The organism is Actinomadura opuntiae (genome assembly GCF_030283205.1).
Taxonomy (GTDB): domain Bacteria; phylum Actinomycetota; class Actinomycetes; order Streptosporangiales; family Streptosporangiaceae; genus Spirillospora.
The window spans coordinates 1-23,791 of sequence record NZ_JASNWF010000016.1; the positions used below are offsets into that span (position 1 = coordinate 1).

A 23,791-nucleotide genomic window follows, 5' to 3' on the forward strand; every position below is an offset into this window, starting at 1 on the left:
GGGGAGGATCCTGGTGTACTCGGAGATGTCGTAGCCGCCGTCTTTGAGCGGTGACTGGTAGATGGGCAGCAGCCACAGGCAGTCGACGCCGAGCCATTCCAGATGGTCGAGTTTGGAGATGAGACCGCGCAGGTCGCCGTAGCCGTCGTTGTTGGAGTCGCAGAACCCGCGCACCGACACCTCGTAGAACACCGCCGTCTTGAACCAGTGCGGGTCGCGGGGCGTCTCGGGGCTGAATGCGTCGGGGACGGGCTCTGACGGCGAATGGATGGCGTCGGGCGGGATCTCGGTGACGGGTTCGTCCCGGGGCACCGGCCCAGGAGTGGGGCCGGGCGTCGGGGAGGGTGCCTGGGGCTCGTTCGGTCCGCTCAACTCTCGCTGCTCCGGAACGTGAAGATGTGCGCCGGTCGTGTATGCGGGTCCAGGTAGACGTAATTGGACTTGCGCCAGGTGTAGGTCGCGTCGTCCAGTTCGTCATGGACGGTGAAGGGTCGGTCGGGGTCGTTGGGAAGGCCGAGCGCGGCGAGGTCCAGATGGACGGTCGCCTCGCGCGCCTGGTGCGGATTGAGATTGACGACCGCGAGCACCACGTCGTCCATATGGCGTTTGGAGAACGCGAGCAGCTCGGGCTGGTCGATGGGATGGAAGTGCAGATTCCGTAGTAGCTGGAGTGCGGGGTGGGCGTTGCGAAGTGTGTTGAGCCGGGTGATCAGCGGGGCGATGGTGGTGTTGTCGCGGTCGGCGGCCTCCCAGTCGCGGGGGCGGTACTGGTATTTCTCGGAGTCGCGGTACTCCTCGCTGCCGGGCCGCACGGGGGTGTTCTCGCACAGCTCGTAGCCGGAGTAGATCCCCCAGGTGGGCGACAGCAGCGCGGCGAGGATGGCGCGGATCTCGAAGGCGGGACGGCCGCCGTGCTGGAGGTATTCGTTCAGGATGTCGGGGGTGTTGGTGAAGGCGTTGGGCCGCATGTAGGCGGCGGCGTCGCCGGCGAGTTCGGTGAAGTAGGCGGCGAGTTCGTCGGCGGAGTTGCGCCAGGTGAAGTACGTGTAGGACTGGTGGAACCCGATCTTGGCCAGGGTGTGCATCATCGCCGGGCGGGTGAACGCCTCGGCCAGGAACAGCACGTCGGGGTCGGTGGCGTGGATGTCGGCGAGCAGCCGTTCCCAGAAGTCGACGGGTTTGGTGTGGGGGTTGTCGACGCGGAAGATCCGAACCCCGTGGTCCATCCAGTGGTGGACGATCCGTTTGACCTCGGCGTACAGCCCCTCGGGGTCGTTGTCGAAATTCAGGGGGTAGATGTCCTGGTACTTCTTGGGCGGGTTCTCGGCGTAGGCGATCGTGCCGTCCGCGCGGGTGGTGAACCATTCGGGATGCTCGGTGACCCAGGGGTGGTCGGGGGAGCATTGCAGGGCCAGGTCCAGGGCGACTTCCAGGCCGTGGTCGGCGGCGTAGGCGACGAAGGCGTCGAAGTCGGCCAGGGTGCCGAGGTCGGGGTGGACGGCGTCGTGACCGCCCTCGGGCGAGCCGATCGCCCACGGGGAGCCGGGGTCGTACGGGCCGGCGTCCAGGGTGTTGTTGGGGCCCTTGCGGAACGTGGTCCCGATCGGATGGACCGGGGGCAGGTAGACCACGTCGAAGCCCATGTCGGCGATCGCCGGGAGCCGCTTCATCGCGGTTCGGAACGTTCCCGAAATCGGGCCGCGGCGGCCCAGCGGGTCGAAGGTGGCGCCCTCGGAGCGGGGGAAGAACTCGTACCAGGCGCCGTACAGCGCGCGTTGCCGGTGCACCACCAGCGGGTACCACTCCGAGACCGTCAGCAGGTCCCGCAGCGGATGCCGCTCCAGCACGTCGGCCACGTCGGGATCGGCCGCCGCCTCCATCCGGTCGCCGGCGGGGACCGTCTCGTCGCCGAGGCACTTGGCCAGCCGGGTCAGGGTCGGGCGGTCCTTGCTCGGCACCGCCTCGGCGGCGCGGGCGAACAGCCGCGCCCCCTCGGTGAGCATGAGCTCGACGTCCTGGCCGCGCGGGATCTTGATCTCCGCGTCGTGCCGCCAGTGCGCGATCGGGTCGCCCCACGCCTCGACGCGGAACGACCACTCGCCCATCTGCGTCGGGGTGACCCGGGCCGCCCAGCGGTCCAGGCCCGTGCCGACCTCGGCCATCGGCTCGCCGGGCTGCTCGGTGCCCTCCGGCGACCGCAGCACCACCGCCGCGCCCAGCATCTCGTGCCCCTCGCGGAACACCGTGGCCGACACCTCGACCGTCTCGCCCACCACCGCCTTCGCCGCCCACCGGCCGCCGGACACCACCGGCGCCACGTCCAGGATCGGGATCCGCCCGAGCCTCGGAATATCGGTCTTCTTGGACGTTCCGGACTCGACTTGCATGTGCCCACCCCTACCCGATCGAGACCTCCGAAACGTCCATGCCCGGGATGCGGCGTCACCCGTCATCCTCTTTCCGATAACTTTGCGCGACCTTCCGGACAACGCTCCGCGACCGTGAAGCGATCTTCCTGGGGCTTCGGGCCCGGCGCCTGACCGGGGAACCGGAGGGCGCGAACCCGGCGCGGCGGCGAATCGTTGAACCGGCGTGCCCGATCATGTCCCCATGGAGGTGGTGCGCCCGTTGGCGCTCTGGGTCGTGATCGCGCTGTCGGTGGCCCTGCTGTGGCGGCCGGTCGCGCGGCGGACCGGGTGGGCGCCGCTGCCGGCGCTGGCGCTGCTCGCGTGGACGGGCCTCGTGCTGGCGATCACGCTGCCGGCCGACGTCGCGCCGGGCGCGGGCGCGCGGCTGGAGCACTGCGTCGCGACCCCGGTGTCCGACATCGCCTGGTCGCTGCGCATCTTCGGATCGCGCGGCTTGGAGGATGTCATGAATGTCGCCTTATGGGTGCCTCTGGGGTTTCTCGGGGTCCTGCTGACGCGCCGCCCCGTCGCCGCGCCCGCCGTCTTCTCGGCGGGGTTCGTTCTGGTCGAGTTCTTGCAAACTCTCGATCCGGGCCGCGAATGCGATCCCGGCGACATGGCCTACAACACGCTGGGCGTGGCCGCGGGAGCCCTTACCGCATCGGGGTTCCTGCGCCTGCGGGCGCTCGCGGCCGACCGGTCCGCGAGGTGACGAAACCCCTCCCGGCTGTCGCGTCATCGCATCGCATTGCATAGCGTGACGTTGCGTGAAGGCAATCCGACGATTCACGGTTCGCACCGTCCTCCCGGAGCCGCTCCGGCAGCTCGAGGAGCTCGTCCTCAATCTGCGCTGGTCATGGCACCACGAGACGCTCGACCTGTTCCGCGCCGTGGACCCGGCGCTGTGGGAGGCCGTCCACCACGACCCCGTCCGGCTGCTCGGCGAGGTCGCGCCGGAACGGCTGGCGCAGCTCGCCGGCGACCGGCGCTTCCTGCGCCGGCTCCAGGACACGGCAGAGGACCTGCACGAGTACCTGACCGCACCGCGCTGGTACCAGTCGCTGACCGGCGCCCCATCGTCCATCGCCTACTTCTCGCCGGAGTACGGCATCACCGCGGCGCTGCCGCAGTACTCCGGGGGCCTCGGCATCCTGGCCGGCGACCACCTCAAGACCGCAAGCGACCTCGGCGTGCCGATCATCGCGGTCGGCCTGCTGTACCGGCACGGCTACTTCTCCCAGTCGCTGTCGCCGGACGGCTGGCAGCTGGAGCGCTACCCGCCCATCGACCCCAACGGCCTGCCGCTGACCCTGCTGCGCGAGGCCGACGGGACGCCGGTCCGCGTCGCGATCGGCCTGCCCCCCGCGGCCGGACGCGGCAACGGCAGCGGCGAGCAGGGCGCCGGACCCCCCGAGTTGCGCGCGCAGGTGTGGCTGGCCAGAGTCGGCCGCGTCCCGCAACTGCTGCTCGACTCCGACGTCGAGGACAACGACCCGGCCGCGCGCGACGTCACCGACCGGCTGTACGGCGGCGGCGGCGACCACCGGCTGCTGCAGGAGATGCTGCTCGGCGTCGGCGGCGTGCGCGCCATCCGCGCGTACTGCCGCATCGCCGGGCACCCGGCGCCCGAGGTGTTCCACACCAACGAGGGCCACGCCGGGTTCCTCGGCCTGGAACGCATCCGCGAACTGGTGTCCGAGCACGCGCTGACCTTCGACGAGGCGCTGGAGGCGACGCGGGCGGGCACCGTGTTCACCACCCACACCCCGGTCCCGGCCGGCATCGACCGGTTCCCGCGCGACCTGATCGCCCGGTACTTCGGCGGCCCCAACGAGGACCCGCACGTCCCCGTCGAACGGGTCCTCGCGCTCGGCGCCGAGGACTATCCCGGCGGCGACCGCACGGTGTTCAACATGGCCGTCATGGGGATGCGGCTGGCGCAGCGCGTCAACGGCGTCAGCGAGCTGCACGGCGAGGTCAGCCGCGAGATGTTCGGCGGCCTGTGGGGCGGCTTCGACACCGCCGAGGTGCCCATCGGGTCCATCACCAACGGCGTCCACGCCGGCACCTGGGTGGCCCGCGAGATCCTGGAACTGGCCGCCCGCGAGATGCCCGCCCTGATGACGTCCGGGCGCGGCTGGGAAGGGGTCCGCGACGTCCCCGACGGAGAGATCTGGCGGATCCGCGGGCTGCTGCGCGAGCGGCTCGTGCTGGACGCGCGGCGCCGGCTGCGCGAGTCGTGGCTGCAGCGCGGCGCCAGCGAGGCCGAGGTCTCCTGGATCGACGACGCCCTCGACCCGAACGCGCTGACCATCGGGTTCGCGCGGCGCGTCCCGTCCTACAAGCGGCTCACGCTGATGATGAGCGACCCGGACCGGCTGCGCCGGATCCTGCTCGACCCGGACCGCCCGGTGCAGATCGTCATCGCCGGGAAGGCGCACCCGGCCGACGAGGGCGGCAAGCGGCTCATCCAGGAGATCGTCCGGTTCGCCGACGAGGAGGACGTCCGGCACCGCATCGTGTTCCTGCCCGACTACGACATGGCGCTCGGGCGGCTCATGGTGCAGGGCTGCGACGTGTGGATGAACAACCCGCTACGGCCGCTGGAGGCCTGCGGCACGTCCGGGATGAAGGCGGCCCTGAACGGCGGGCTGAACCTGTCCATCCGGGACGGCTGGTGGGACGAGTGGTACGACGGCCAGAACGGCTGGGCGATCCCGTCCGCCGACGGCCTGGCCGCCCCCGAGCGGCGGGACGCGCTGGAGGCCGCCGCGCTGTACGAGCTCATCGAGGACCACGTCTCGGTCACCTTCTACGACCGCGACTCGGCAGGCCTGCCGCGCCGCTGGCTGGAGATGGTCAAGCACACCATCGCCACGCTCGGCCCGAAGGTGCTCGCCGGCCGGATGGTCCGCGACTACGTGCAGGACCTGTACACCCCGGCCGCCGCGTCCGAGCGCGAGATGGTCGCCGACAAGTACGCCGGCGCCCGCGCGCTGGCCGGCTGGAAGCAGCGGGTCGCCAAGGCGTGGCCCGGTGTCGCCATCGAGCACGTCGAGTCCAACGGCGAGGAGAGCCCGCAGGTCGGGGCGCGGCTGACGGTGAAGGCCGTCGTCGCGCTCGGCGGCCTCGACCCCGACGACGTCGCCGTCGAGGTCGCCTACGGCCGCGTCGACGACGCCGACGCGCTGATCGACCCGTCGTACGCCGAGCTGGGCGGCGCCGAGCCGGCGGGTGACGGGCGGCTGCGCTACACCGGGGAGGTCCCGCTCGGGCGCAGCGGCGCGTTCGGGTACGGCGTCCGGGTGGTGCCGAGCCATCCGATGCTGTCCGGCCGGGCCGAGATGGGCCTGGTCGCGCTGCCGCCCGCGCCGCACGGGATGACGAACGGCGACCTGCGCTAGGCGCCGTCCTCCTCGTCCTCGTCGTCGGGCGGCGGATCGGGCAGCCGCCACCCGGCGACGAGGACGGGCAGCAGCATGTGCGTCTCGAACAGCGCGACCACGCCCACGACGACGGCCGCCATCGGGACGCGGTCGGTGCCGCTCGCCATCACCGCGACCACCACGGCGACGAGCACCCCGAGCATGATCCGGTGCGCGGCCGTGAAGGCGCGCAGCCGGTCGGCGACCTGCCGCTCGTCCAGCCGGTGCTCGGCCAGCGACATCGTCCCGCGGGTGGCGATGTTCAGCAGCGACACCACCGGCAGCGTGACCGCCACCGACACGGCCAGCAGCGTGACCGTCACGACCATGGCGGTGTCGCTCGGCGCCAGGTGCCACGACACGACCGTGCCCGCCCAGATCATGGCGAGCCCGGCCAGGCCGGCGGCCGCCAGCCCGCGCCGCCGGCGCCGGGTCGCGTACCAGGACGGCAGCAGGTCCGACTCCAGGACCTCCTCCCGGTGCCGCGACCACCGTTCCCACATTCCGCGAGCTCCCCTCTCCGGCACGGGCATCAGGCGCTCCCCAGGCGGGGGAACGGAGTCAGCGAGAACACGACCTCGACCGGCACCTCGAAGAAGGCGGCGATCCGCAGCGCGAGGTGCAGGCTCGGGCTGTACTCGCCGCGCTCCAGGTAGCCGATCGTCTGGTAGTGGACGCCCAGCGCCGTCGCCAGCTCGCGCCGCGACACCCCGCGCTCGGCGCGCAGCACCGCGATCCGGTTGTGGACGTGCTCCTTGTCGGCCTTGCCGCCCGTCCTGCCGTCCGCCACCGGCCCAGTCTCCCGCACCCGCGGGTCAGAACGCGCCCTGGGCGGCGCGGCGCTCCCGGCGCTCGGCCAGCCGCGTCCCGGACTCGCGCCGCGTCGCGCGCAGCAGCAGCCACGGCGCGGTCAGCAGGCCCGCGACGGCCCACGCGCCGAGCACCGCCGCGGTCTCCAGCGGGCGCCAGCTCCCGCCGATCTCTCCGGCGAGCATCGCGTCCGGCAGGAACGCCGACCGCAGCCCGAGGCCCTCCCAGTACAGCGGGAACGCCTGGGCGATCCACTGCACCTGCTCCGGCAGCGAGGTCACCGGGAACAGCACCCCGGAGACGACCATCAGCCCCATCACCGGCAGCGACAGGATGCTCGCGGCGTTGCGCGGCCCCGGCAGCAGCGCGCCGAGCGCCGCGCCGAACGGGACGACCGCGAGGGTCCCGAGCGCCGACACCCACAGCAGCGTCAGCCACCGGCCAGGGTCCGAGGGCAGGTCCAGGCCCGCGAACGCCATGCCCGCCACCAGCATCAACGCGATGTACGTGACGATCTGCAGCAGCACCGAGACGGCCCGTCCGACCAGGTAGGCGGGGACGCCGCCGGGCACGGTGCGCAGGCGCAGCAGCGTGCCCTCCTCCCGGTCCGCCGCGATCATCATCGCGAGGTTCATCAGCCCGGTCGAGAACACGCAGAACGCGACGAACCCGGCGGCGAGCAGCAGGCCCTGCGGCACCCGCGTCCCCTCCGCGTCGTGGCCGCCCTGCCAGCGCACCATCAGCACGAAGACGCCGACCGTCCCGACTAGCCCGGAGAGCAGCTCCCGCCGGTTCCGCAGGGTGTGCACGTGCTCGGCCCAGCCGCGCCGCGCCCCGATCCCGATCGCCCTGGTGTTCACGCCGCCGTCCTCTCCTCGGCCACGGCCGCGCCGGCGACCAGGTTCAGGTAGCTCTGCTCCAGCGTCGGACGCCGGATCTCCAGGCCCGGGACCGGGCCGCCGAACCGCGCGTGCAGCTCGTACGCCAGCCGCGACGGATCCGGCGTCCGCTCGGTGCGGGGCGCGCCGTCCTCCAGCCACCGCACCTCCGACGCGGCCTGCACGACCGACGCCAGCCCGGACGGGGTGCCGCTCACCGTGACCTCGCCCCGCACCAGGATCGCGATCCGGTCCGCGAGCCGCTCGGCCTCCGCGAGGTCGTGCGTGGTCAGCAGGATCGTCATGCCGTCGTCGCGGGCGAGCCGCGCGACCAGCTCGTGGAAGTCGCGGCGCGCCTGCGGGTCGAACCCGGCCGTCGGCTCGTCCAGGAACAGCACCTCGGGGCGTCCTACGATGCCGAGCGCGACGTCCAGCCGGCGGCGCTGCCCGCCCGACAGCCGCGCGACCGCCTGCCCGGCCTGCGCCGTCAGGCCCATGACCTCCAGCAGCTCGTCGGGGTCGCGCGGCCGGTCGTAGAACCCGGCGATGTGCGCCAGCAGCTGCCGGACGCCCCAGCGCGGGTGGTCCTGCCAGTTCTGCAGGACGATCCCGAGCCGCGCCCGCCACGCCGCGCCGCCGGTGCCGGGGTCGGCGTCGAGCACGCTCACCTCGCCGGACGACCGGCGCCTGAACCCCTCCAGGATCTCGATCGTGGTCGTCTTGCCCGCGCCGTTCGGGCCGAGCAGCGCGGCCACCTCGCCCGCCCCGACCTCCAGGTCCACGCCGCGCAGCACCTCGGTGCGGCCGTAGCGCATCCGCAGGTCGCGCGTCCGGATCACCGGCTCGTCCATGCGCCCCCCATCCGTATCGGAGCTTCGTTCATTGATAGTAGAAGTACTACATCTCATCGCAGAGTCGCAAGGCTGGCAGGATGGGGTCGTGCGCGCACCAGCCCTCGCCCGGGACCGTGCCGCGACCGCGCTCCGGTGGCCGCGCGGCCGCCTCGCCGACGCCCTCCTCGGCGCCGCCTGCTTCGCCGTCCTGGCCGCGATCGCCCTGATCGCGACCTACGCGCTGCATCGCGGCACCCTCGCGTACTACGGCTGGGCGCTGCTGCTGGTCGCGTGCGGCGCGCTGGCCTTCCGCCGCAGCCACCCGCGCACCGCCGCGCTCGTCACCTTCGCCGCCTGCGCCGTCTACTACCCGGTCAGCTCACCTGACGGCCCGATCATCATGACCTTCGTCATCGCGCTCTACACCGCGGCGGCCGAGGGCCACATCGCGACGGCGTCCGCGCTCGCCGCGGCGGCGATGGCCGCCACGCTCTACGGCAACGACAGCGACAAGATCAACCACCTGGCCGACGCCGCCACCTTCCTGCTCGCCGGCTGGTTCGTCGCCGTCATCGCCATCGGCGGCCTCGCCCGCAACCGCCGCGCCTACCTGCGCGAGGCCGAGCGGCGCCTCGCCGCAGCCGAACGCTCCCGCGAGGAGGAGGCCCGCCGCCGCGCCATCGAGGAGCGCCTCCGCATCGCCCGCGAACTGCACGACGCGCTCGGCCACAACATCTCGCTGATCCACGTCCAGGCCACCGCCGCTCTGCACGTCCTGCCCCGCGAGCCCGGCCGGGCCGAGGACGCGCTCACCGCGATCAAGGACGCCAGCAAGGACACCCTCCGCGAACTGCGCGCCACCCTCGGCGTGCTCCGCCAGGTCGACGCCCCCGCCCGGCCCGGCCTCGCCCGCCTCGACGACCTGACCGGCGGCATCGCCGCCTCCGGCCTCACCGTCCGCACCGAGACCGAGGGCGCCCCCCGCCCGCTGCCCCCCGACGCCGACCACGCCGCGTACCGCATCGTCCAGGAGGCCCTCACCAACGTCACCCGGCACTCCGGCGCGTCCTCGGCCGTCGTCCGCGTCCGCTACACCGGCGACGCGGTCACGATCACCGTGGACGACGACGGCCGCGGCACCGCGCCCGCCGCCGGGGACGGCAGCGGCATCCGCGGCATGCGCGACCGCGCCGAAGCCCTCGGCGGCACCCTGGAAGCCGGCCCCCGCCCCACCGGCTTCCGCGTCCGCGCCACCCTCCCCACCTGAAACCATGACCCCATGAAGGTCTTCGTCTCCGTCGACATGGAGGGCTCACTCATCCCGGGCGTGCAGCTCACGGCCTCCCGCACCACCGAGTTCACCTCCACCGACTACGCGGAGATCGTCGGCCTCCTCGGCATCTGCGCCACCCTTTCCGGAGAGATCGGCTGCACCGGCCGCCACTACGGCTGACGGCCGTACTGCTCCCGCAACCCGAGGGACTCCATGAGCAACTCTTCGAGCCGGGCTGCCGCCGCCCGGTAGGCGTGCACCCGTCCCACGCAGACCCCGGCAAGCTCTGACGAAGCATCCATGGCCGAGCCGGCGATCCGGAGGTCTAGGGCGTGTTTCGGAAGTCCGGGTTGCCGTGGCCGGTGGTTGATGGCGGCGATGTGGTGCGTGGCCGATGGGCCCGGACGTCCACAGGGCGGCCATCGGGATCGCGCACCGTCATCGTCCATTGAGTGGGGAGTGTCTCGATCTGTCCGACCGGCCACCCGGCGGCCTGTATTTGTTCGCGAAGCTCACATAGCTGCGCGTGGGTGCCAACGCGCAGTCCCCAGCCCGCCCGGCCCAGGGGGTCGAGATCAGTGGTGGGAGTGGTGGCGGTTTCGACGATCATCAGGTGGTCGGCCCCGCCGACATCGATGACCGCGACCCGAGGATCAGCAGGGGTTGCAGCGCGCTCGAACGCGAGCGTGGCTCCGAGCAACTCCGTGTAGTACGCCACGAGCCGGTCGAGGTCGGTCGTAGACAGTGTCAAATGGTTGATTCCGTGCAGTTCGAGCATGGTCATCCGAGCGTAGTCGAAGAGTACGGGGTGGAGGAGCTCGGCTGGGGTGAGGACGGGGTTGTCGGTGACGTGGATGCGTAGGAAATCGGCGCCGTTGGTGTTGAGTGGCGCTGGGTCACTCGGATGGCTTGGTGGCTAGGGCTTCGTAGGCGGGGAGTAGGGCGTCGGGGAGGGGGCGGCGGCGGATTTTCACTGGGGGCGGGGTTGCCACCTGGAGGATGAAGCCGGGTGGGACGGGAGGTGCGGGTGGGCGGTCGCGGAGGCGGGCGAGGCCGGACGGGGTCGTCCAGAAATCGGTGGCCGACAGGGGCTCGTCTTCCATTTCCAGGGGGTCGGGGGCCGTGGTGGAGCCGCGGCGCAGGGCAGTGAGGAGCTGGTCGCGGCTGCGGCCGTTCCATTCGAGAATGAGGAACGGGTCGTCGTCGAACGCCTCGGCGAGGAGGTAGAGGACGGCGGCGGTGTGCTTGCAGGGGTCGCCCCAGTCGGGGCAATCGCACATCAGGTGCAGGTCGGAGGCCGTGTTGGGGAAGAGGGCGAGGCCGAGTTCGGCGAAGACCCATTCGATTTCCGGGGGCATTTCACCGGCGAGGAGGCGGGCGCGGAAGACGGCGCGGGACGCCAGCTCCTTTTCGGCGCGGCGCCAGTTCGCTGTGTCGATTCCTTCGATGCCGAGGGCCACGTCGTAGGGGTCGGGACGTGAGCCCCTGACTTTCGCGGTGACCTCGTACGGGGTGACGCGCAGGTCGTAGACCTGGCCTTTGCGGGCGTAGGTGCGGCCGCGGGAGAGGCGGCCCTTGTCGGCGAAGGACTCCAGGAGGTCGATGAAGCGGCGCGACCACCATTGCGCGCCGATCGAGCCGCGTTTGGTGCGGGCCTTGAGGCCTTCCTCGTCCATTTAGTCGCTCACCGCCTCGGGGGACAGCCGCAGGACGTCGCGGAGTTCGGCGACGGAAAGTTCCGTCAGCCATTCCTCGCCGGTGCCGACGATCGATTCGGCGAGCGCCTTCTTGCGCTCGATCATCTCGTCGACGCGCTCCTCCATCGTGCCGACGCAGATGAACTTGCGGACCTGCACGTTGCGGGTCTGGCCGATGCGGAACGCCCGGTCGGTGGCCTGGTCCTCGACGGCGGGGTTCCACCATCGGTCGACGTGCACGACGTGGTTGGCGGCGGTCAGCGTGAGGCCGGTGCCGGCGGCCTTGAGGGACAGCAGGAAGATCGCCGGTCCGGCGTCCCGCTGGAAGTGCTGGACGAGGTCGTCGCGGGCCTGCTTGGACGTGCCGCCGTGCAGCCAGAGCACGGGCCGTTCGAGCCGGGCCGCGAGGTACGGCTGGAGCATCGAGCCGAACTCGGCGTACTGGGTGAAGACGAGCGCCTTCTCGCCCTGGTCGAGGACCTCGGCGCAGATCTCTTCGAGGCGCTCGAGCTTGCCGGAGCGGCCCGGCAGGCGGGAGCCGTCCTTCAGCAGGTGCGCGGGATGGTTGCAGACCTGCTTGAGCTTGGCCATCGTCGCCAGGACGAGCCCGCGCCGCTGCTTGTCGTCGGCCTCGGCGATCTGCTCCAGCATGTCGTCCACGGTGGCCCGGTAGAGCGACGCCTGCTCGGTGGTCAGGTTGCAGTAGACCTTGATCTCCTGCTTCTCCGGCAGGTCCGAGATGATCGACTTGTCGGTCTTGAGGCGGCGCAGGATGAACGGCTGCGTCGCGCGCTTGAGGGCGAGCGCCGCCTGCTCGTCGCCCTCCTTCTCGATCGGGACGGCGAACCGCTGCCGGAACGCGGATCGCGGCCCGAGCAGCCCCGGGTTCGCGAACTCCATGATCGACCACAGCTCGGTGAGGTGGTTCTCGACCGGCGTACCGGTGAGCGCGATCCGGCTGCGCGCCGGGATGCTCCGCACCGCCCTGGCCTGTCGCGTCCCGCTGTTCTTGAGGGCTTGTGCCTCGTCGCAGATGATCCGTTCCCACTCGACGGGCGAGAGCATTTCCGCATCGCGGGTGGCCGTCCCGTAGGTGGTCAGGACGAGGTCGGCCGCCGCGGCGGCCTTGAGCAGCTCCTCGCCGCGGTGGCGGCCCGTCCCGTGGTGGACGTACACGCGCAGCTTCGGCGTGAACCGCGCCGCCTCCCGCTGCCAGTTCCCGACCAGCGACATCGGCAGGATCGCCAGCGTGGGGCCGGGCCGGGCGCCATCTTCGCGTTCGTGGACGAGAAGGGACAAAACCGAAATCGTCTTACCAAGCCCCATATCGTCCGCGAGCAGGGCGCCGAGACCGAGGTCGTTCATGAAGGTCAGCCAGGCCAGGCCGCGTTCCTGGTAGGGGCGCAGCTCGGCGTCCAGGTCGTCGGGCGTGCGCATGGGGGTGAGGCGGCGGTCGGCTTCGCCGGACAGGAGGTCGCCGAAGGTGCCGTCGGCGTCGACGGAGGTCAGCGGGAGGGCGTCGTCGCCCGCGTGGACGATCGCGCGGATCGCCTCGGCGGCGGCCATCCGGCCCTGGCGCGGATGGCGCAGGAAGTCGAGCGCGGCCTCCAGCTGCTCCTCGTCCAGCTCGACCCACTGGCCGCGCAGCCGGACCAGCGGCGTCTTCAGCCGGGCCAGCTCCTCCAGCTCGGCCTCGTCGATGGTCTCGTCGCCGATGGCGAGGTCCCATCGGAAGTTGATCATGCCCTTGAGGTCGAAGCCGGACGGCGATGCGGCGCCCGACGACGCCTCGGGGTCGTCGCTCCGGGTCGTCAGCTTCATGCCGAGCTTGGCCTTGCCCGCCCACTGGGGGAGCAGGACGCCGAACCCGGCGGCGGCCAGCATCGGCGCGGCCCGCCGCAGGAAGCGGAACGCGCCGGCGGTGTCGAGGGGCAGCCCGGCGGGGGCCGGGCCGTCGAGCGCGGGCGCCATGTCGGGGAACAGGCGCAGCGCCCGGCCGAGGCCGGCGAGGAGCGTCTCCTCGGCGTCGGGGATCGAGGTCGCCTCGCCGTCCCACACCATCGCGGCGGGCACGTAGAGGCTGGGGTCGTCGGTGCCCTGGAGGGCGAACTCGACGCGCCAGGCGTCCCCGGATTCCTCGGGTTCTTCGGGGTCCTCGGATTCGGCGGCGGGGTCGGCGGCGAACTCCTCGGCGCCCGGTTCGGCGAGGCGGAAGCAGACGCGCAGCGGCCCGGACGGGCGGCGCGCGGCGGCGGCCCACGCGTCCAGCTCCGCGATCAACTCGTCCGGGTCGTCGCCGGGTTCCCGCGCGACCTCGGCGGACGGCCCGGTCAGCGCCTCCGCCCAGCGCTCGGCGAGCGGCAGCCGGTCGGGGACCTTGCCGCGCCGCGGCGGCAGCAGCGGATGCGGGACGACGCCCCGGACCGCGGTGTCGACCAGCCCCGACAGCGCCTCCCGCAGCACCTGCGCGGCGGGACGCCCCCCGTCGGCGGCGCGGCACGCGGCGGGCATCGCGCGGGCCAGCGCGCGGAACCGGACCGGGTCGTCCAGGACGGGGCGCCAGCGCGCGACGAGGTCGCCGTCCTCGCGCAGCAGCGCCGGCAGCACCTGGCCGCGCCCGGCGAGGTGCACGGCCTCGTCCGCGAGGACGCACAGGAACCGCAGGTCGGAGCCGGGGACGACGTCGCCGCTGTGCTCGGCGGACTGCAGCAGCGCCATCGCGGGGAACGGCTCCAGCACCAGCGCCGGGACCCGCCACGGCCGCAGGCCGGGCTCCCCGGGCACCGGTTCGGGGCCGAGTTCGGCGGACGGCAGCGGATGGTCGCCGTGCGTCGGCAGCGACAGGGTCAGCTCGACCCGGAACGCGCCCCGCAGCAGCGGCTCGTAGGACGTCCCGGTGAAGTCGCGGGTCGCGAACGGGTGCGCGTCGCCGCCGGGCGGGTCGTGGGGGCCGGTGCGCTCGGCCCACACGCACAGCGCCCCGCCATGCCATGCGGCATGGGCGACCAGCATCCGAAACCCCCGGGTGACGTGCGATGTGACTGCCGGGCCCGAAGCTACCAGTGGGGTCCGACAGCCGGGCGGCCGTGCCGGGGCGCCGGGACGGGTTGTTAGGTTCGGGGGCGTCGGTCGACCGGAGGATCTTGGAGGCGTTCGTGGGCGAGTTCGTGCGGGTGGAGACGGAGGACGGCGTCGCGACGATCAGGCTGGACCGTCCGAAGATGAACGCCCTGAACGCGCAGATGCAGCGGGAGCTGATCGACGCGGCGCGGCAGGTCACCGAGGACGACGAGGTCGGCGCGGTGGTGCTGTACGGCGGGGAGCGGGTGTTCGCGGCGGGCGCCGACATCAAGGAGATGGCGCCGATGGCGTACGCGGAGATGGCGGCGGGCCACTCGCGGCTCCTTCAGGACTTCACCCGGGCGCTCGCCGCGATCCCGAAGCCGGTGATCGCGGCGATCACCGGGTACGCGCTCGGCGGCGGGCTGGAGGTCGCGCTCACCGCCGACCTGCGGGTCGCGGGAGAGGGTGCGAAGGTCGGGCAGCCGGAGATCCAGCTCGGCATCATCCCGGGCGCGGGCGGCACGCAGCGGCTCGCGCGGCTGGTCGGCCCGTCCAGGGCCAAGGACCTGATCTTCTCCGGACGGCACGTCAAGGCCGATGAGGCGCTCGCCATGGGGCTGGTGGACCGGGTCGTTCCCGACGCCGACGTCTACTCGGCGGCCAAGGAGTGGGCGGCGACGTTCGTGGGCGGGCCCGCCATCGCGCTGCGCGCCGCCAAGCAGGCGATCGACTCCGGGCTGGAGGTGGACCTCGCCACCGGGCTGGAGATCGAGCGGACGCAGTTCGCCGCACTGTTCGCCACCGAGGACCAGAAGAACGGCATGAAGTCCTTCGTGGAGGAGGGGCCGGGGAAGGCGAAGTTCACGGGCCGCTGAGCGCGCCGTCCGACACCGCGCGTTCCTGCGCGTCCAGGACGTCGGCGGCGTAGCGCTCGGTCCAGCGGCCCAGGGCATTCAGGGGTTCGAGCATCCCGCGCCCCGGGCCGGTCAGCTCGTACTCGACGCGCGGCGGCGCCTCGGCATAGCGGCGGCGGACGACCAGGCCGTTGTGCTCGAGGCGCCGGAGCGTCTCGGTCAGCACCTTGTGGCTGATGCCGCCGATGCGGTCCTGGAGTTCGCGGGGACGCAGCGGGCCGTGTTGCAGCGTCCACAGCACGACGCCCGTCCAGGTGCCGGACAGGAGGTCGAGGCCGAGCCGTGTCTGGCAGTCGGCGATGAACTCCAGATCGTCCATTCTGCCCCTCCCGATACGCACCGGATGGTGCGGAACGAACCGCTTAGCGTCCCGTCCGACGGTAATCGACACGGGAGGCAGATATGCGGATCGGTGTGCTGGGTGCAGGGAACATGGCGGACGCGCTCGCCACGCAATGGGCGGGCAAGGGGCACGAGGTGCGGATCGGGGCGCGGACGCCGGAGAAGGCGATCGCGCTAGCTGGACGCATCGGCCACGGAGCGGAAGGCGGGACGCTCCGGAAGGCGGCCGAGTTCGGCGATGCGGTCCTGCTGGCGGTCGCCCATGAGGGCGTCGAAGACGCGCTGCGCGAGGCGGGGCCCCTCACAGGACGCGTCCTCATCGACTGCACGAACCCGATGGAACCGCCGTTCGAGCGGATGAAGACCGGCGGCGGCCCTTCGGCGGCGCGCCGCATCGCCGACCTGACCGGCGCGCGGGTGGTGAAGGCGTTCAACACCTGCCCGGACCCGGTGTGGCGGATGACGCCGCCGGCCTTCGGCGGGCGCCCGCTCGGCGTCCCGCTGTGCGGCGACGACCCCGACGCGCTGGCCGTGGTGCGCCGCCTGGTGACCGACCTCGGCTGCGTCCCGATGGACGGCGGCGGCCTGGAGCGGGCGGCGCTGCTGGAGGCGGCGACCGCGTTCCTGGTCGGGCTGTGGACGGCCGGCGAGGACCCGCTGACGATGCTGCCCCCGGCCGGCGTCGTCATGGCCCGGGCGCCGCAGCGGACGTCCGAACCCGCCCGCTGACGGGGCGCGCGGCGGGCCCGGGGCCGCCGCGCACCCCGCGAGGCACCCCCGTGATGGTCCTCTTCGTGCCATTTGTGAAGCGTTTTCGGCGAGTGCCGCCGGGCGCGGCCAAGATCACCGCTAGCATCTGCCGCCATGCGACACGCGTACCGAACCGCGCTGGTGACCGGCGCGTCCAGCGGGATCGGCGAGAGCTTCGCCCGCATCCTGGCCGCCCGCGGCACCGACCTGGTGATCGTGGCCCGCCGCGGCGACCTGCTGGACGGGCTCGCCCGCGAGCTGGTCGAGCGGTACCGGGTCGCGGTCGAGGTGCTGGCCGCCGACCTCACCGACCCGGGCCAGCGCGCCGAGATCGAGCGCCGGCTGCGCGCCGAGCCCGTCGAGCTCCTGATCAACAACGCCGGCCACGGCGCCTTTGGAGCGTTCGCGGAGCTGCCCGTCGAGGACCACCTCCGGCAGCTGGAGCTGAACGTCACCGCGCTGGTGCGGCTCACCCACGCCGCCCTCCCCGGGATGCTCCTGCGCGGACGCGGCGGAGTGCTGAACGTCGCGTCCATGGCCGGGTTCACCCCCTCGCCCGGCAGCGCGACCTACGGCGCGACCAAGGCCTACGTCGCGTCCTTCTCCGAGAGCCTTCACGCGGAGGTCGCGTCCAAGGGCGTGCACGTCACCGCGCTGTGCCCCGGCTTCACCCGCACCGAGGACGACGCGCCGACCAGCCTGCTGTGGCTGCGCCGCGACGACGTGGCCAGGGCGGGACTGGACGCGGTGTCGGCCGGACGCGCGCTCTCCGTGCCCGGCGTCCAGTACAAGGCGGCGCTGCCCGCGCTGAAGCTCGTCCCGCGCCCCCTGCTCAGGGCCGCGGTGAACCGGATGTGGCACCAGGCGGCCGACACGCAGTGACAAAAACGGACCACCGGTTTCGCTCAGATCTACAAAACACTCCCGGGGCGGATTGTCACGGGGGTGACTTGACGCGGGTCGTGCCGACTGGCGACCATCGAACCTACGCTTGAGTAGGTTAGAACGGCCTGCTGGGCGCCCCACTCCGTGCCGCGGGCGCGGCGGCACCGTCCGGCATCCCGACACGTCCAGCGAAGGAAGCGCATGTCCGTGACCCCCGAAGAGAAGTTCCAGACCGAACTCCTGCTCGACCTCGAGCCGGTGGTCGAGAAGGAGCTCGACCGGCACATGTCCATGGCCAAGGAGTGGTTCCCGCACCAGTACGTGCCGTGGAGCGAGGGCCGCGACTTCGACGGTCCGCTGGACGGCGAGCCGTGGTCGATCGAGCAGTCGAAGGTGACCCCGGAGGCGCGCGAGGCGCTCATCGTCAACCTGCTCACCGAGGACAACCTGCCCGGCTACCACCGGGCCATCGCCACCGTCTTCGGCCGCGAGGGCGCCTGGGGCACCTGGGTCAACCGGTGGACGGCCGAGGAGAACCGGCACGGCATCGTCATCCGCGACTACCTCACCGTCACCCGCGCCGTCGACCCGGTCGCGCTCGAGCGGGCCCGGATGCGGCACATGGAGGCCGGCTACGAGGCCGACCACGGCGACTCGTTCCTGCACGGAACCGCGTACGTGGCGTTCCAGGAGCTCGCCACCCGCGTGTCGCACCGCAACACCGGCCGGGCGTCCGGCGACCCGCTCTGCGAGCAGATGATGGCGCGCGTTGCGGCCGACGAGAACCTGCACATGATCTTCTACCGGAACCTGATGGCCGCCGCGCTGGAGGCCGCGCCGAACGAGACGATGCGGGCCGTCACCGACGTCGTCAAGTCCTTCCAGATGCCCGGCCACAGCATCGACGGGTTCCTGCGCAAGTCCGTCGTCATCGCCAACGCCGGCATCTACGACCTGCGCCTGCACCACGACGACGTGCTCAACCCGGTGCTGCGCAAGTGGGGCGTGTTCGACCGCACCGACCTGACCGGCGACGGCGACAAGGCCCGCGAGGAGCTCGCCGAGTTCCTGGAGCAGCTCGACGCCGCCGCCACCAAGTTCGAGACCCGCCGCGAAGAGCGCCGCGCCCGCCAGGAGGCCCGCAAGGGGTGACTCGCCCCCCCGGGGCGAGGTTCGTGGGGGGTCGCCAGGAACGAGTGGGTGATTCCCGGCGTCTCAGTGTTCATGGGGACTCATCGGCGGCTGGGCGAGTATCGGTTGCTGGACGAGATCGGCCGGGGGAGCACCGCGGTGGTGCATCTGGCCCTGGACTCCCAGGGCCGCGAGGTCGCGGTGAAGGAGCTGTGCCCGCAGGTCGCGGGCGAGCCGGAGGCGCTGGCGCGGCTGGCCCGCGAGCTGGCCGTGCAGGCGCGCGTGAACAGCGCCTACGTGGCGCGCCTGCTGGACGGGCGGGTCTCGGCGGAGCGGCCGTACGTGGTGATGCAGTACGTCCCGGGTTGCCCGCTGAACGACCTGGTCCGGGCGTACGGGCCGCTCGGCGGGGGGCGGCTCGTCCGGTTCGCGCGGCGGCTGGCGCTGGCGCTCGGCGACGTGCACGACGCGGGGGTGCTGCACCGCGACGTCGCGCCGGGCAACGTGATCGTGCTGGGCGACCGGCCCACGCTGATCGACTTCGGCATCTCCCACCAGGCGGGGATGGAGCAGATCACCCGGCGCGGGATGGTCGTGGGGACGCCCGCCTACCTGGCGCCGGAGCTGATCGAGGGGGAGCGCGCCACCACCGCGTCGGACGTGTTCTCGTGGGGCGCGAGCGCGGCGTTCGCGGCGACGGGCCGCCCGCCGTTCGGGCGCGGCTCGCTGCACGGGGTGTGCTTCCGGATCCTGCGCGGCGAGGCCGACCTGGACGGGGTGCCGGAGCCGCTGCTCGGCGTGGTGCGCCGGGCGCTCGCGCGGGACCCGGCGGCGCGCCCGTCCGCGCGCTGGATCGCGGGCGCGCTCGCGCAAAGTGACGACCCTACCACGGTCCACGGCCGGTTCGCGGCGGCCTGAGATGACCGTTGGATCCTTCCGCCGGGGGCGGCGAAGGTAGGGTTTCGGAAACGATGGAGGGAGCAGTCACGTCCGGGGACCGTATCGGCCACTACAGCGTGCTCCAGACCCTCGGGGAAGGGGGCATGGGCGTCGTCTACCTCGGCGCCGACCCCGAGGGGCGCAACGTGGCCATCAAGGTGCTGCGGCCCGCGGTGGCGGGCGACGCCACGGCGCGCCGCCGGCTGGCCCGCGAGGTCGACTCGATGCGGCGCGTGCACAGCCCCCACGTCGCGGAGATCCTCGACGCCGACGTCACCGCCGACCAGCCGTACATCGTCACCCAGTACGTGCCCGGCCGCACGCTGGAGGAGGTCGTCGAGGAGAACGGCCCCATCTACGGGCAGGGCCTGCAGCGGCTGACGGTCGGGCTGGCGTCGGCGCTGTCGGCGATCCACGGCGCCGGGATCGTGCACCGCGACCTCAAGCCCGGCAACGTGATGATCGTGGACGGCGAGCCGGTCGTCATCGACTTCGGCATCGCGCAGGGCGCGGACGCGACCCGGCTGACCGCCACCGGCATGGTCATCGGCACCCCCGGCTACCTCGCCCCGGAGATCATCGAGGGCGAGGACGCGGGCCCGCCGTCCGACGTGCACGCGCTCGCCGGCACCGTCGCCTACGCCGCGACCGGGCGCCCGCCGTTCGGCTCCGGCACCTTCGAGTCGATCTTCTACAAGATCATGCAGGGCACGCCCGACCTGGACGGCGTGCCGGAGGCGCTGCTGCCGCTGCTGCGCTCGGCGATGGCCCGCAACCCGGCCGAGCGGCCCACCGCGGTCACGCTCGTGCAGCTGGCGCGGCGCATCCACCTCGAGGCGACGATCACCGACCAGACGCGGGTCGACCAGCACTACACCCGCCCGGACGGGACGGCCCAGCCGGTCGCCGAGCGGCCGGCCCCCGACCACGCCCGGCAGTTCGCCATGCCGCCGAGCGAGACCACCGGCCGCACGGAGGGCCGCACCGGCGGGCGCACCGCGACGCCCGCTCCGGCGCCGCTTCCGGCGCCCGCGCCCGTCCCGGCGCAGCCGAAGGACTTCGTCGGGCAGCTGCCCCCGGCCGCGCCGCCGCCCGTCCCGCCGCCCGCGCCCGGCCCCTACGACGCCGCGCCGCGGTACGGGGCGCAGAACTACGGGCAGCAGGGCACCTACCCGCCGTCCGCCTACGGCCCCTACAACCAGCCCACCCAGCCGCCGACCCAGCCGCCGCCGAACGCGTTGCAGCGCGGCCCGCAGCAGGGCGGCCCCTACGACCCGCGGCAGGACGCGCAGCGCCGCCGTCCCGAGCCCGCCCGCGACGACCGCGACAAGAAGGAGGCCCGCAAGCCCTACGGCTGGTACCGGGTCCTCGGCTTCATCGTGCTGGTGGCGCTGCTCGGCTTCGCCAACATCGCGCCGCTGCTCGCGGTCGGCGTCACGATCGTGGGCGTGCTGGTGCTGCGCAGCGCCGACAAGGCCGCGCAGGGCATGGAGGGCAAGCGGACCCGGCGCGGCCCGCGCTCCGGCGACGTCGTCGCGGCGGCGTTCCGCACCCCGCTGCACCTGCCGGGCGCGGTGATGGTCACCGCGCTGCTGTCGGCGCTCAGCGTGTTCGCCGGCCTGGTCCTGCTCGGCGTGCTGATCTTCACCAAGTCCGACATGACCGCGTCCCGGGCGATCGCGTACTCGGCGATGGCGGTGATCGGGCTGCTGTGCCTGGCGCCGGGCAGCGGCGCGCCGCGCCGGCAGCTGGCCCGGATCTGGGGCGCGCTGCTCCCGCGCACCGAGGCCGCCCTCGTCGCCGCCCTCATCCTGGGGATCTTCGCGGCCGTGCTGGTCGGCCTCTCCCAGAAGCAGCCACCCGACACCACCCCGCTGGACGGCATGAGCCAGAACCTGGAGAGCCTGCGCAGCGATGTCCACGACCTCGTCACCGGGTTCCCGTTCGCCTGACGGAGCCTGGGTCCCCCCGCCGCCAGGGCCGACCGGGCCGCCCGACGGCCCGCCGCCGTTCGCGGCCGCCCCCGCCCCCGCGCCGCCGCTCCCGCAGGACGCCCTCCCGGCCGACGACCCGCGGCGCGCCGACCCGCCGGTGGACGGGGAGCGGGCCGAGATGATCGGCCCGTACCGGCCGGTGGAGCTGATCGGCTCCGGCGGCATGGGGCAGGTGTTCCGCGCCCGCGACCCGCGCGGCGGGACGTTCGCCGTCAAGACCCTGCACCCGCACCTGGTCGACGCCGGCGACTCGCGGGCCCGGCTGCGCCGCGAGGTCGAGACGATGGGCCGCGTCACCAGCCCCCGCGTCGCCGAGGTCGTCGAGTTCGACGTCGACGCCCGCGTCCCCTACATCGTCACCCGGTACGTCGAGGGGCGGCCGCTCCTGGACGAGGTCCGCGGCGGCGGCGCGATCACCGGCGCGGCGCTGTGGCGGATCGCGGTCGGCACGGCCGAGGCGCTGGAAGCGGTGCACCGGGCGGGGGTCGTGCACCGCGACATCAAGCCCGGCAACGTGCTGCTGGAGGCCGGCGAACCGGTCGTGATCGACTTCGGCATCTCGCAGGGCGTCGACGACACCCGGCTCACCCACACCGGCGGCGGGCGGTCCGGTACCTGGCGGTATCTCGCGCCCGAGCTGCTGGAGGGCGCGGACGCGGGCCCGCCCGCCGACGTGTTCGCCTGGGCCGCGACCATCGCGTTCGCGGCGACCGGCGTCGACCTGTACGACGCGCCGAACGACGCGGCGGTCTGCGTCCGGATCATCCGCGGCGACCACGACCTGAGCGGCGTCCCCGACGAGTTGCGCCCCCTGCTGGCCGACGCGCTCGCCGCCGATCCGTCCGCCCGCCCGTCCGCGGAGGCGCTGGTGCGGCGGCTGCGGGCGCTGCGCCCCGACTCGGCCGGGCTGCGGGTGTCCAGCGGCAGCGGCCCCGCCGTGTCCACCGGGGGACGCATGCCGGACGGGCGGCCCCGCCCGCTCGCGCCGATCGGCCCGTACCGTCCGCTGCAGCGGCTCGGGCGCGGCGGCATGGGCGACGTCTTCCTCGCCCGCGCCGACGACGGCCGGATGATCGCGATCAAGACGCTGCACCCGTTCCTGCCCGCCGAGTTCCAGGCCAAGGACCGGCTGCGCCGCGAGGTCGAGGCGATGCGCCGGATCCGCAGCCGCAACGTCGTCGAGCTCGTCGACCACGACGTGGACGGCGAACCGCCCTACATCGTCACCCACTACGTCGAGGGCACCTCGCTGCTGGAGACGGTCAAGGGCCGCGGCCCGCTGCCCCGCGACGGGCTGCTCCGGCTGGCCGGCGGCCTGGCCAACGCGCTCGCCGCCGTGCACGAGGCCGAGAGCGTCCACCGCGACGTCAACCCGGGCAACGTGATGCTGGTGGCGGGCGAGCCGATCCTGATCGACTTCGGCATCGCCTATCTCTCCGGCGCGTCGCGGCTGACCCAGGGCCCCGTCGGCACGCCCGGCTACGTCTCGCCCGAGGTGCTGGAGGGCAAACCCGCCGGCCCGCCCACCGACGTGTTCGGCTGGGCCGCGACGATCGCCTACGCCGCGACCGGGCGCCGCACCTACGAGGCGACGAGCCCGGCGGCGTTCGTCCGGCGCGTCCTGACCGGATGGCCGGACCTCGCCGGGATCGACCCCGACCTGCGCGAGGTGCTGGAGGACGCGCTCGCCCGCGACCCGGACCTGCGACCGGACGCCGCCGAACTGGCCGCGCGGTTCGCCAACCCCGGCTCGATCGCGCCCCGGCTGAAGCTCAAGCCCGAGCCGAAACCGGAGCCGCCTCCGCCGCCGCCCGAGCCCGAGCCGCCCGCCGACCGGGTCGTGGCAGGCCGCGCCGCGTTCGCGCAGGCCGGGTTCGCGCTGACCGTCTCGGTGATCGAGGTGTCGCTCGCCGAGGCCAAGCGGGAGCTCGTCGCCGCCGAACGCAGCCACGCCATCGGCGGGACCTGGTCGGAGCACACCGCCGGCTACGCCCGCAAGTCGCTCGCCGCCGCCACCCGCGCCGCCCGCGACGCGCAGACCGGCACCGGCGTCCCCGCCAACGGCCCCCGCCTCGCCGAGATCTACCGCGCCGCGGGCCTGTACGCCCGGCACGCGCAGGGCCTCCTGCAGGGCCATCCGGTGATGCCGGGGCAGCTCGCCGACGTCCGCCGCGTCGTCGCCCTGCTCGGCACCGCCCGCTTCACCCGCGCCCGGTTCAAGGAGGGCTACGACCCCGCCGAGGTCGACGGCTTCGTCGGCCGCGTCCGCGCCTGGCTGGTCGGCGACCGCCGCGCCCTCGCCGAGGTGATCGGCGCCGACGACGTCCGCGCCCGCTCCTTCACCCTGCGCCGCCTCCGCGAGACCTACGACAAGGACGAGGTCGACGCCTTCCTCGCCGCCCTGGAGACCGAACTCCGCCGCACCGGTTACGTGTGAGCCCGGAGCGCT

Annotated in this window: 21 protein-coding genes; 11 read left to right on the top strand and 10 right to left on the bottom strand. The window is 73.2% G+C overall.

Annotation, left to right across the window (positions count from 1 at the left end; translation table 11 throughout):
* Positions 1 to 312, bottom strand: a 312-nt coding sequence (locus QP089_RS31015) for an alpha-amylase family glycosyl hydrolase (RefSeq protein ID WP_446474101.1), incomplete at its 3' end; no start/stop codon positions are given.
* Positions 313 to 368: 56 nt separating this feature from the next.
* The gene (locus tag QP089_RS31020) at positions 369 to 2,387 is read right to left on the bottom strand and encodes an alpha-1,4-glucan--maltose-1-phosphate maltosyltransferase (protein WP_285916320.1); all 2,019 of its coding nucleotides are present in this window, start codon (positions 2,385 to 2,387) and stop codon (positions 369 to 371) included.
* 223 nt (positions 2,388 to 2,610) lie between these two features.
* Here QP089_RS31020 and QP089_RS31025 point away from each other — a divergent pair, with 223 nt between their 5' ends.
* Together QP089_RS31025 and glgP are read left to right on the top strand one after the other, a co-directional pair.
* Positions 2,611 to 3,120 carry a VanZ family protein gene (locus QP089_RS31025; protein ID WP_285916321.1) on the top strand — a complete coding sequence of 170 codons (510 nt, stop codon included), beginning with the start codon at positions 2,611 to 2,613 and terminating at the stop codon, positions 3,118 to 3,120.
* Positions 3,121 to 3,175: 55 nt separating this feature from the next.
* Positions 3,176 to 5,812 (top strand): alpha-glucan family phosphorylase, encoded by a 2,637-nt coding sequence (gene glgP, locus QP089_RS31030; protein WP_285916322.1) that lies wholly within the window; start codon positions 3,176 to 3,178, stop codon positions 5,810 to 5,812.
* Here the strand turns inward: glgP and QP089_RS31035 are convergent.
* From QP089_RS31035 to QP089_RS31050, 4 genes are read right to left on the bottom strand one after another with little or no spacing between them, the layout of a single operon-like run.
* A complete protein-coding gene (locus tag QP089_RS31035; protein ID WP_285916323.1) occupies positions 5,809 to 6,336 on the bottom strand; it encodes a hypothetical protein in 528 nt (175 codons plus the stop codon). The two genes, glgP and QP089_RS31035, sit on opposite strands and share 4 nt — an antisense overlap.
* Positions 6,337 to 6,365: 29 nt before the next feature.
* Entirely contained in the window at positions 6,366 to 6,623 is a 258-nt protein-coding gene (locus tag QP089_RS31040; RefSeq protein WP_285916324.1) for a helix-turn-helix transcriptional regulator, read from the bottom strand.
* A 25-nt stretch (positions 6,624 to 6,648) separates the two neighbouring features.
* Positions 6,649 to 7,503, bottom strand: coding sequence for an ABC transporter permease (locus QP089_RS31045; RefSeq protein ID WP_285916325.1), 855 nt, complete (start codon positions 7,501 to 7,503; stop codon positions 6,649 to 6,651).
* Positions 7,500 to 8,372 (bottom strand): ABC transporter ATP-binding protein, encoded by an 873-nt coding sequence (locus tag QP089_RS31050; RefSeq protein WP_285916328.1) that lies wholly within the window; start codon positions 8,370 to 8,372, stop codon positions 7,500 to 7,502. The genes QP089_RS31045 and QP089_RS31050 overlap by 4 nt, the downstream gene beginning before the upstream one ends.
* Positions 8,373 to 8,460: 88 nt before the next feature.
* Here QP089_RS31050 and QP089_RS31055 point away from each other — a divergent pair, with 88 nt between their 5' ends.
* On the top strand, positions 8,461 to 9,621 hold the full coding sequence (locus QP089_RS31055) for a sensor histidine kinase (RefSeq protein WP_285916330.1): 1,161 nt from the start codon (positions 8,461 to 8,463) through the stop codon (positions 9,619 to 9,621).
* Positions 9,622 to 9,633: 12 nt separating this feature from the next.
* Complete coding sequence (locus QP089_RS31060; protein WP_285916332.1) at positions 9,634 to 9,807, top strand: hypothetical protein; 174 nt, start codon at positions 9,634 to 9,636, stop codon at positions 9,805 to 9,807.
* A gap of 145 nt (positions 9,808 to 9,952) precedes the next feature.
* On the opposite strand, the gene QP089_RS31065 is transcribed toward QP089_RS31060, so the two are convergent.
* From QP089_RS31065 to QP089_RS31075, 3 genes are all read right to left on the bottom strand, one after another.
* The gene (locus QP089_RS31065; protein WP_285916334.1) at positions 9,953 to 10,411 is read right to left on the bottom strand and encodes a VOC family protein; all 459 of its coding nucleotides are present in this window, start codon (positions 10,409 to 10,411) and stop codon (positions 9,953 to 9,955) included.
* Positions 10,412 to 10,523: 112 nt separating this feature from the next.
* Positions 10,524 to 11,303 (bottom strand): SWIM zinc finger family protein, encoded by a 780-nt coding sequence (locus QP089_RS31070; RefSeq protein ID WP_285916336.1) that lies wholly within the window; start codon positions 11,301 to 11,303, stop codon positions 10,524 to 10,526.
* Entirely contained in the window at positions 11,304 to 14,336 is a 3,033-nt protein-coding gene (locus QP089_RS31075) for a DEAD/DEAH box helicase (RefSeq protein WP_285916338.1), read from the bottom strand. It lies immediately after the preceding gene.
* Between the two features lie 143 nt (positions 14,337 to 14,479).
* Between QP089_RS31075 and QP089_RS31080 the strand changes: the two genes are divergently transcribed.
* On the top strand, positions 14,480 to 15,262 hold the full coding sequence (locus QP089_RS31080) for an enoyl-CoA hydratase/isomerase family protein (protein WP_285916339.1): 783 nt from the start codon (positions 14,480 to 14,482) through the stop codon (positions 15,260 to 15,262).
* Here QP089_RS31080 and QP089_RS31085 read toward each other — a convergent pair.
* On the bottom strand, positions 15,249 to 15,620 hold the full coding sequence (locus QP089_RS31085) for a winged helix-turn-helix transcriptional regulator (RefSeq protein WP_285916341.1): 372 nt from the start codon (positions 15,618 to 15,620) through the stop codon (positions 15,249 to 15,251). The two genes, QP089_RS31080 and QP089_RS31085, sit on opposite strands and share 14 nt — an antisense overlap.
* A gap of 83 nt (positions 15,621 to 15,703) precedes the next feature.
* Here QP089_RS31085 and QP089_RS31090 point away from each other — a divergent pair, with 83 nt between their 5' ends.
* From QP089_RS31090 to QP089_RS31115, 6 genes are all read left to right on the top strand, one after another.
* Positions 15,704 to 16,372 carry an NADPH-dependent F420 reductase gene (locus QP089_RS31090; RefSeq protein ID WP_285916343.1) on the top strand — a complete coding sequence of 223 codons (669 nt, stop codon included), beginning with the start codon at positions 15,704 to 15,706 and terminating at the stop codon, positions 16,370 to 16,372.
* 135 nt (positions 16,373 to 16,507) lie between these two features.
* Positions 16,508 to 17,275, top strand: a complete 768-nt coding sequence (locus QP089_RS31095) for an SDR family NAD(P)-dependent oxidoreductase (RefSeq protein ID WP_285916344.1) — start codon at positions 16,508 to 16,510, stop codon at positions 17,273 to 17,275.
* 204 nt (positions 17,276 to 17,479) lie between these two features.
* Positions 17,480 to 18,430 (top strand): acyl-ACP desaturase, encoded by a 951-nt coding sequence (locus QP089_RS31100; RefSeq protein ID WP_285916346.1) that lies wholly within the window; start codon positions 17,480 to 17,482, stop codon positions 18,428 to 18,430.
* A 72-nt stretch (positions 18,431 to 18,502) separates the two neighbouring features.
* The gene (locus QP089_RS31105) at positions 18,503 to 19,327 is read left to right on the top strand and encodes a serine/threonine-protein kinase (RefSeq protein WP_285916347.1); all 825 of its coding nucleotides are present in this window, start codon (positions 18,503 to 18,505) and stop codon (positions 19,325 to 19,327) included.
* Between the two features lie 53 nt (positions 19,328 to 19,380).
* Positions 19,381 to 21,300 carry a serine/threonine-protein kinase gene (locus QP089_RS31110; RefSeq protein WP_285916349.1) on the top strand — a complete coding sequence of 640 codons (1,920 nt, stop codon included), beginning with the start codon at positions 19,381 to 19,383 and terminating at the stop codon, positions 21,298 to 21,300.
* Positions 21,263 to 23,779, top strand: coding sequence for a protein kinase domain-containing protein (locus QP089_RS31115; RefSeq protein WP_285916351.1), 2,517 nt, complete (start codon positions 21,263 to 21,265; stop codon positions 23,777 to 23,779). The genes QP089_RS31110 and QP089_RS31115 overlap by 38 nt, the downstream gene beginning before the upstream one ends.
* The last annotated feature ends 12 nt before the right edge of the window (positions 23,780 to 23,791 follow it).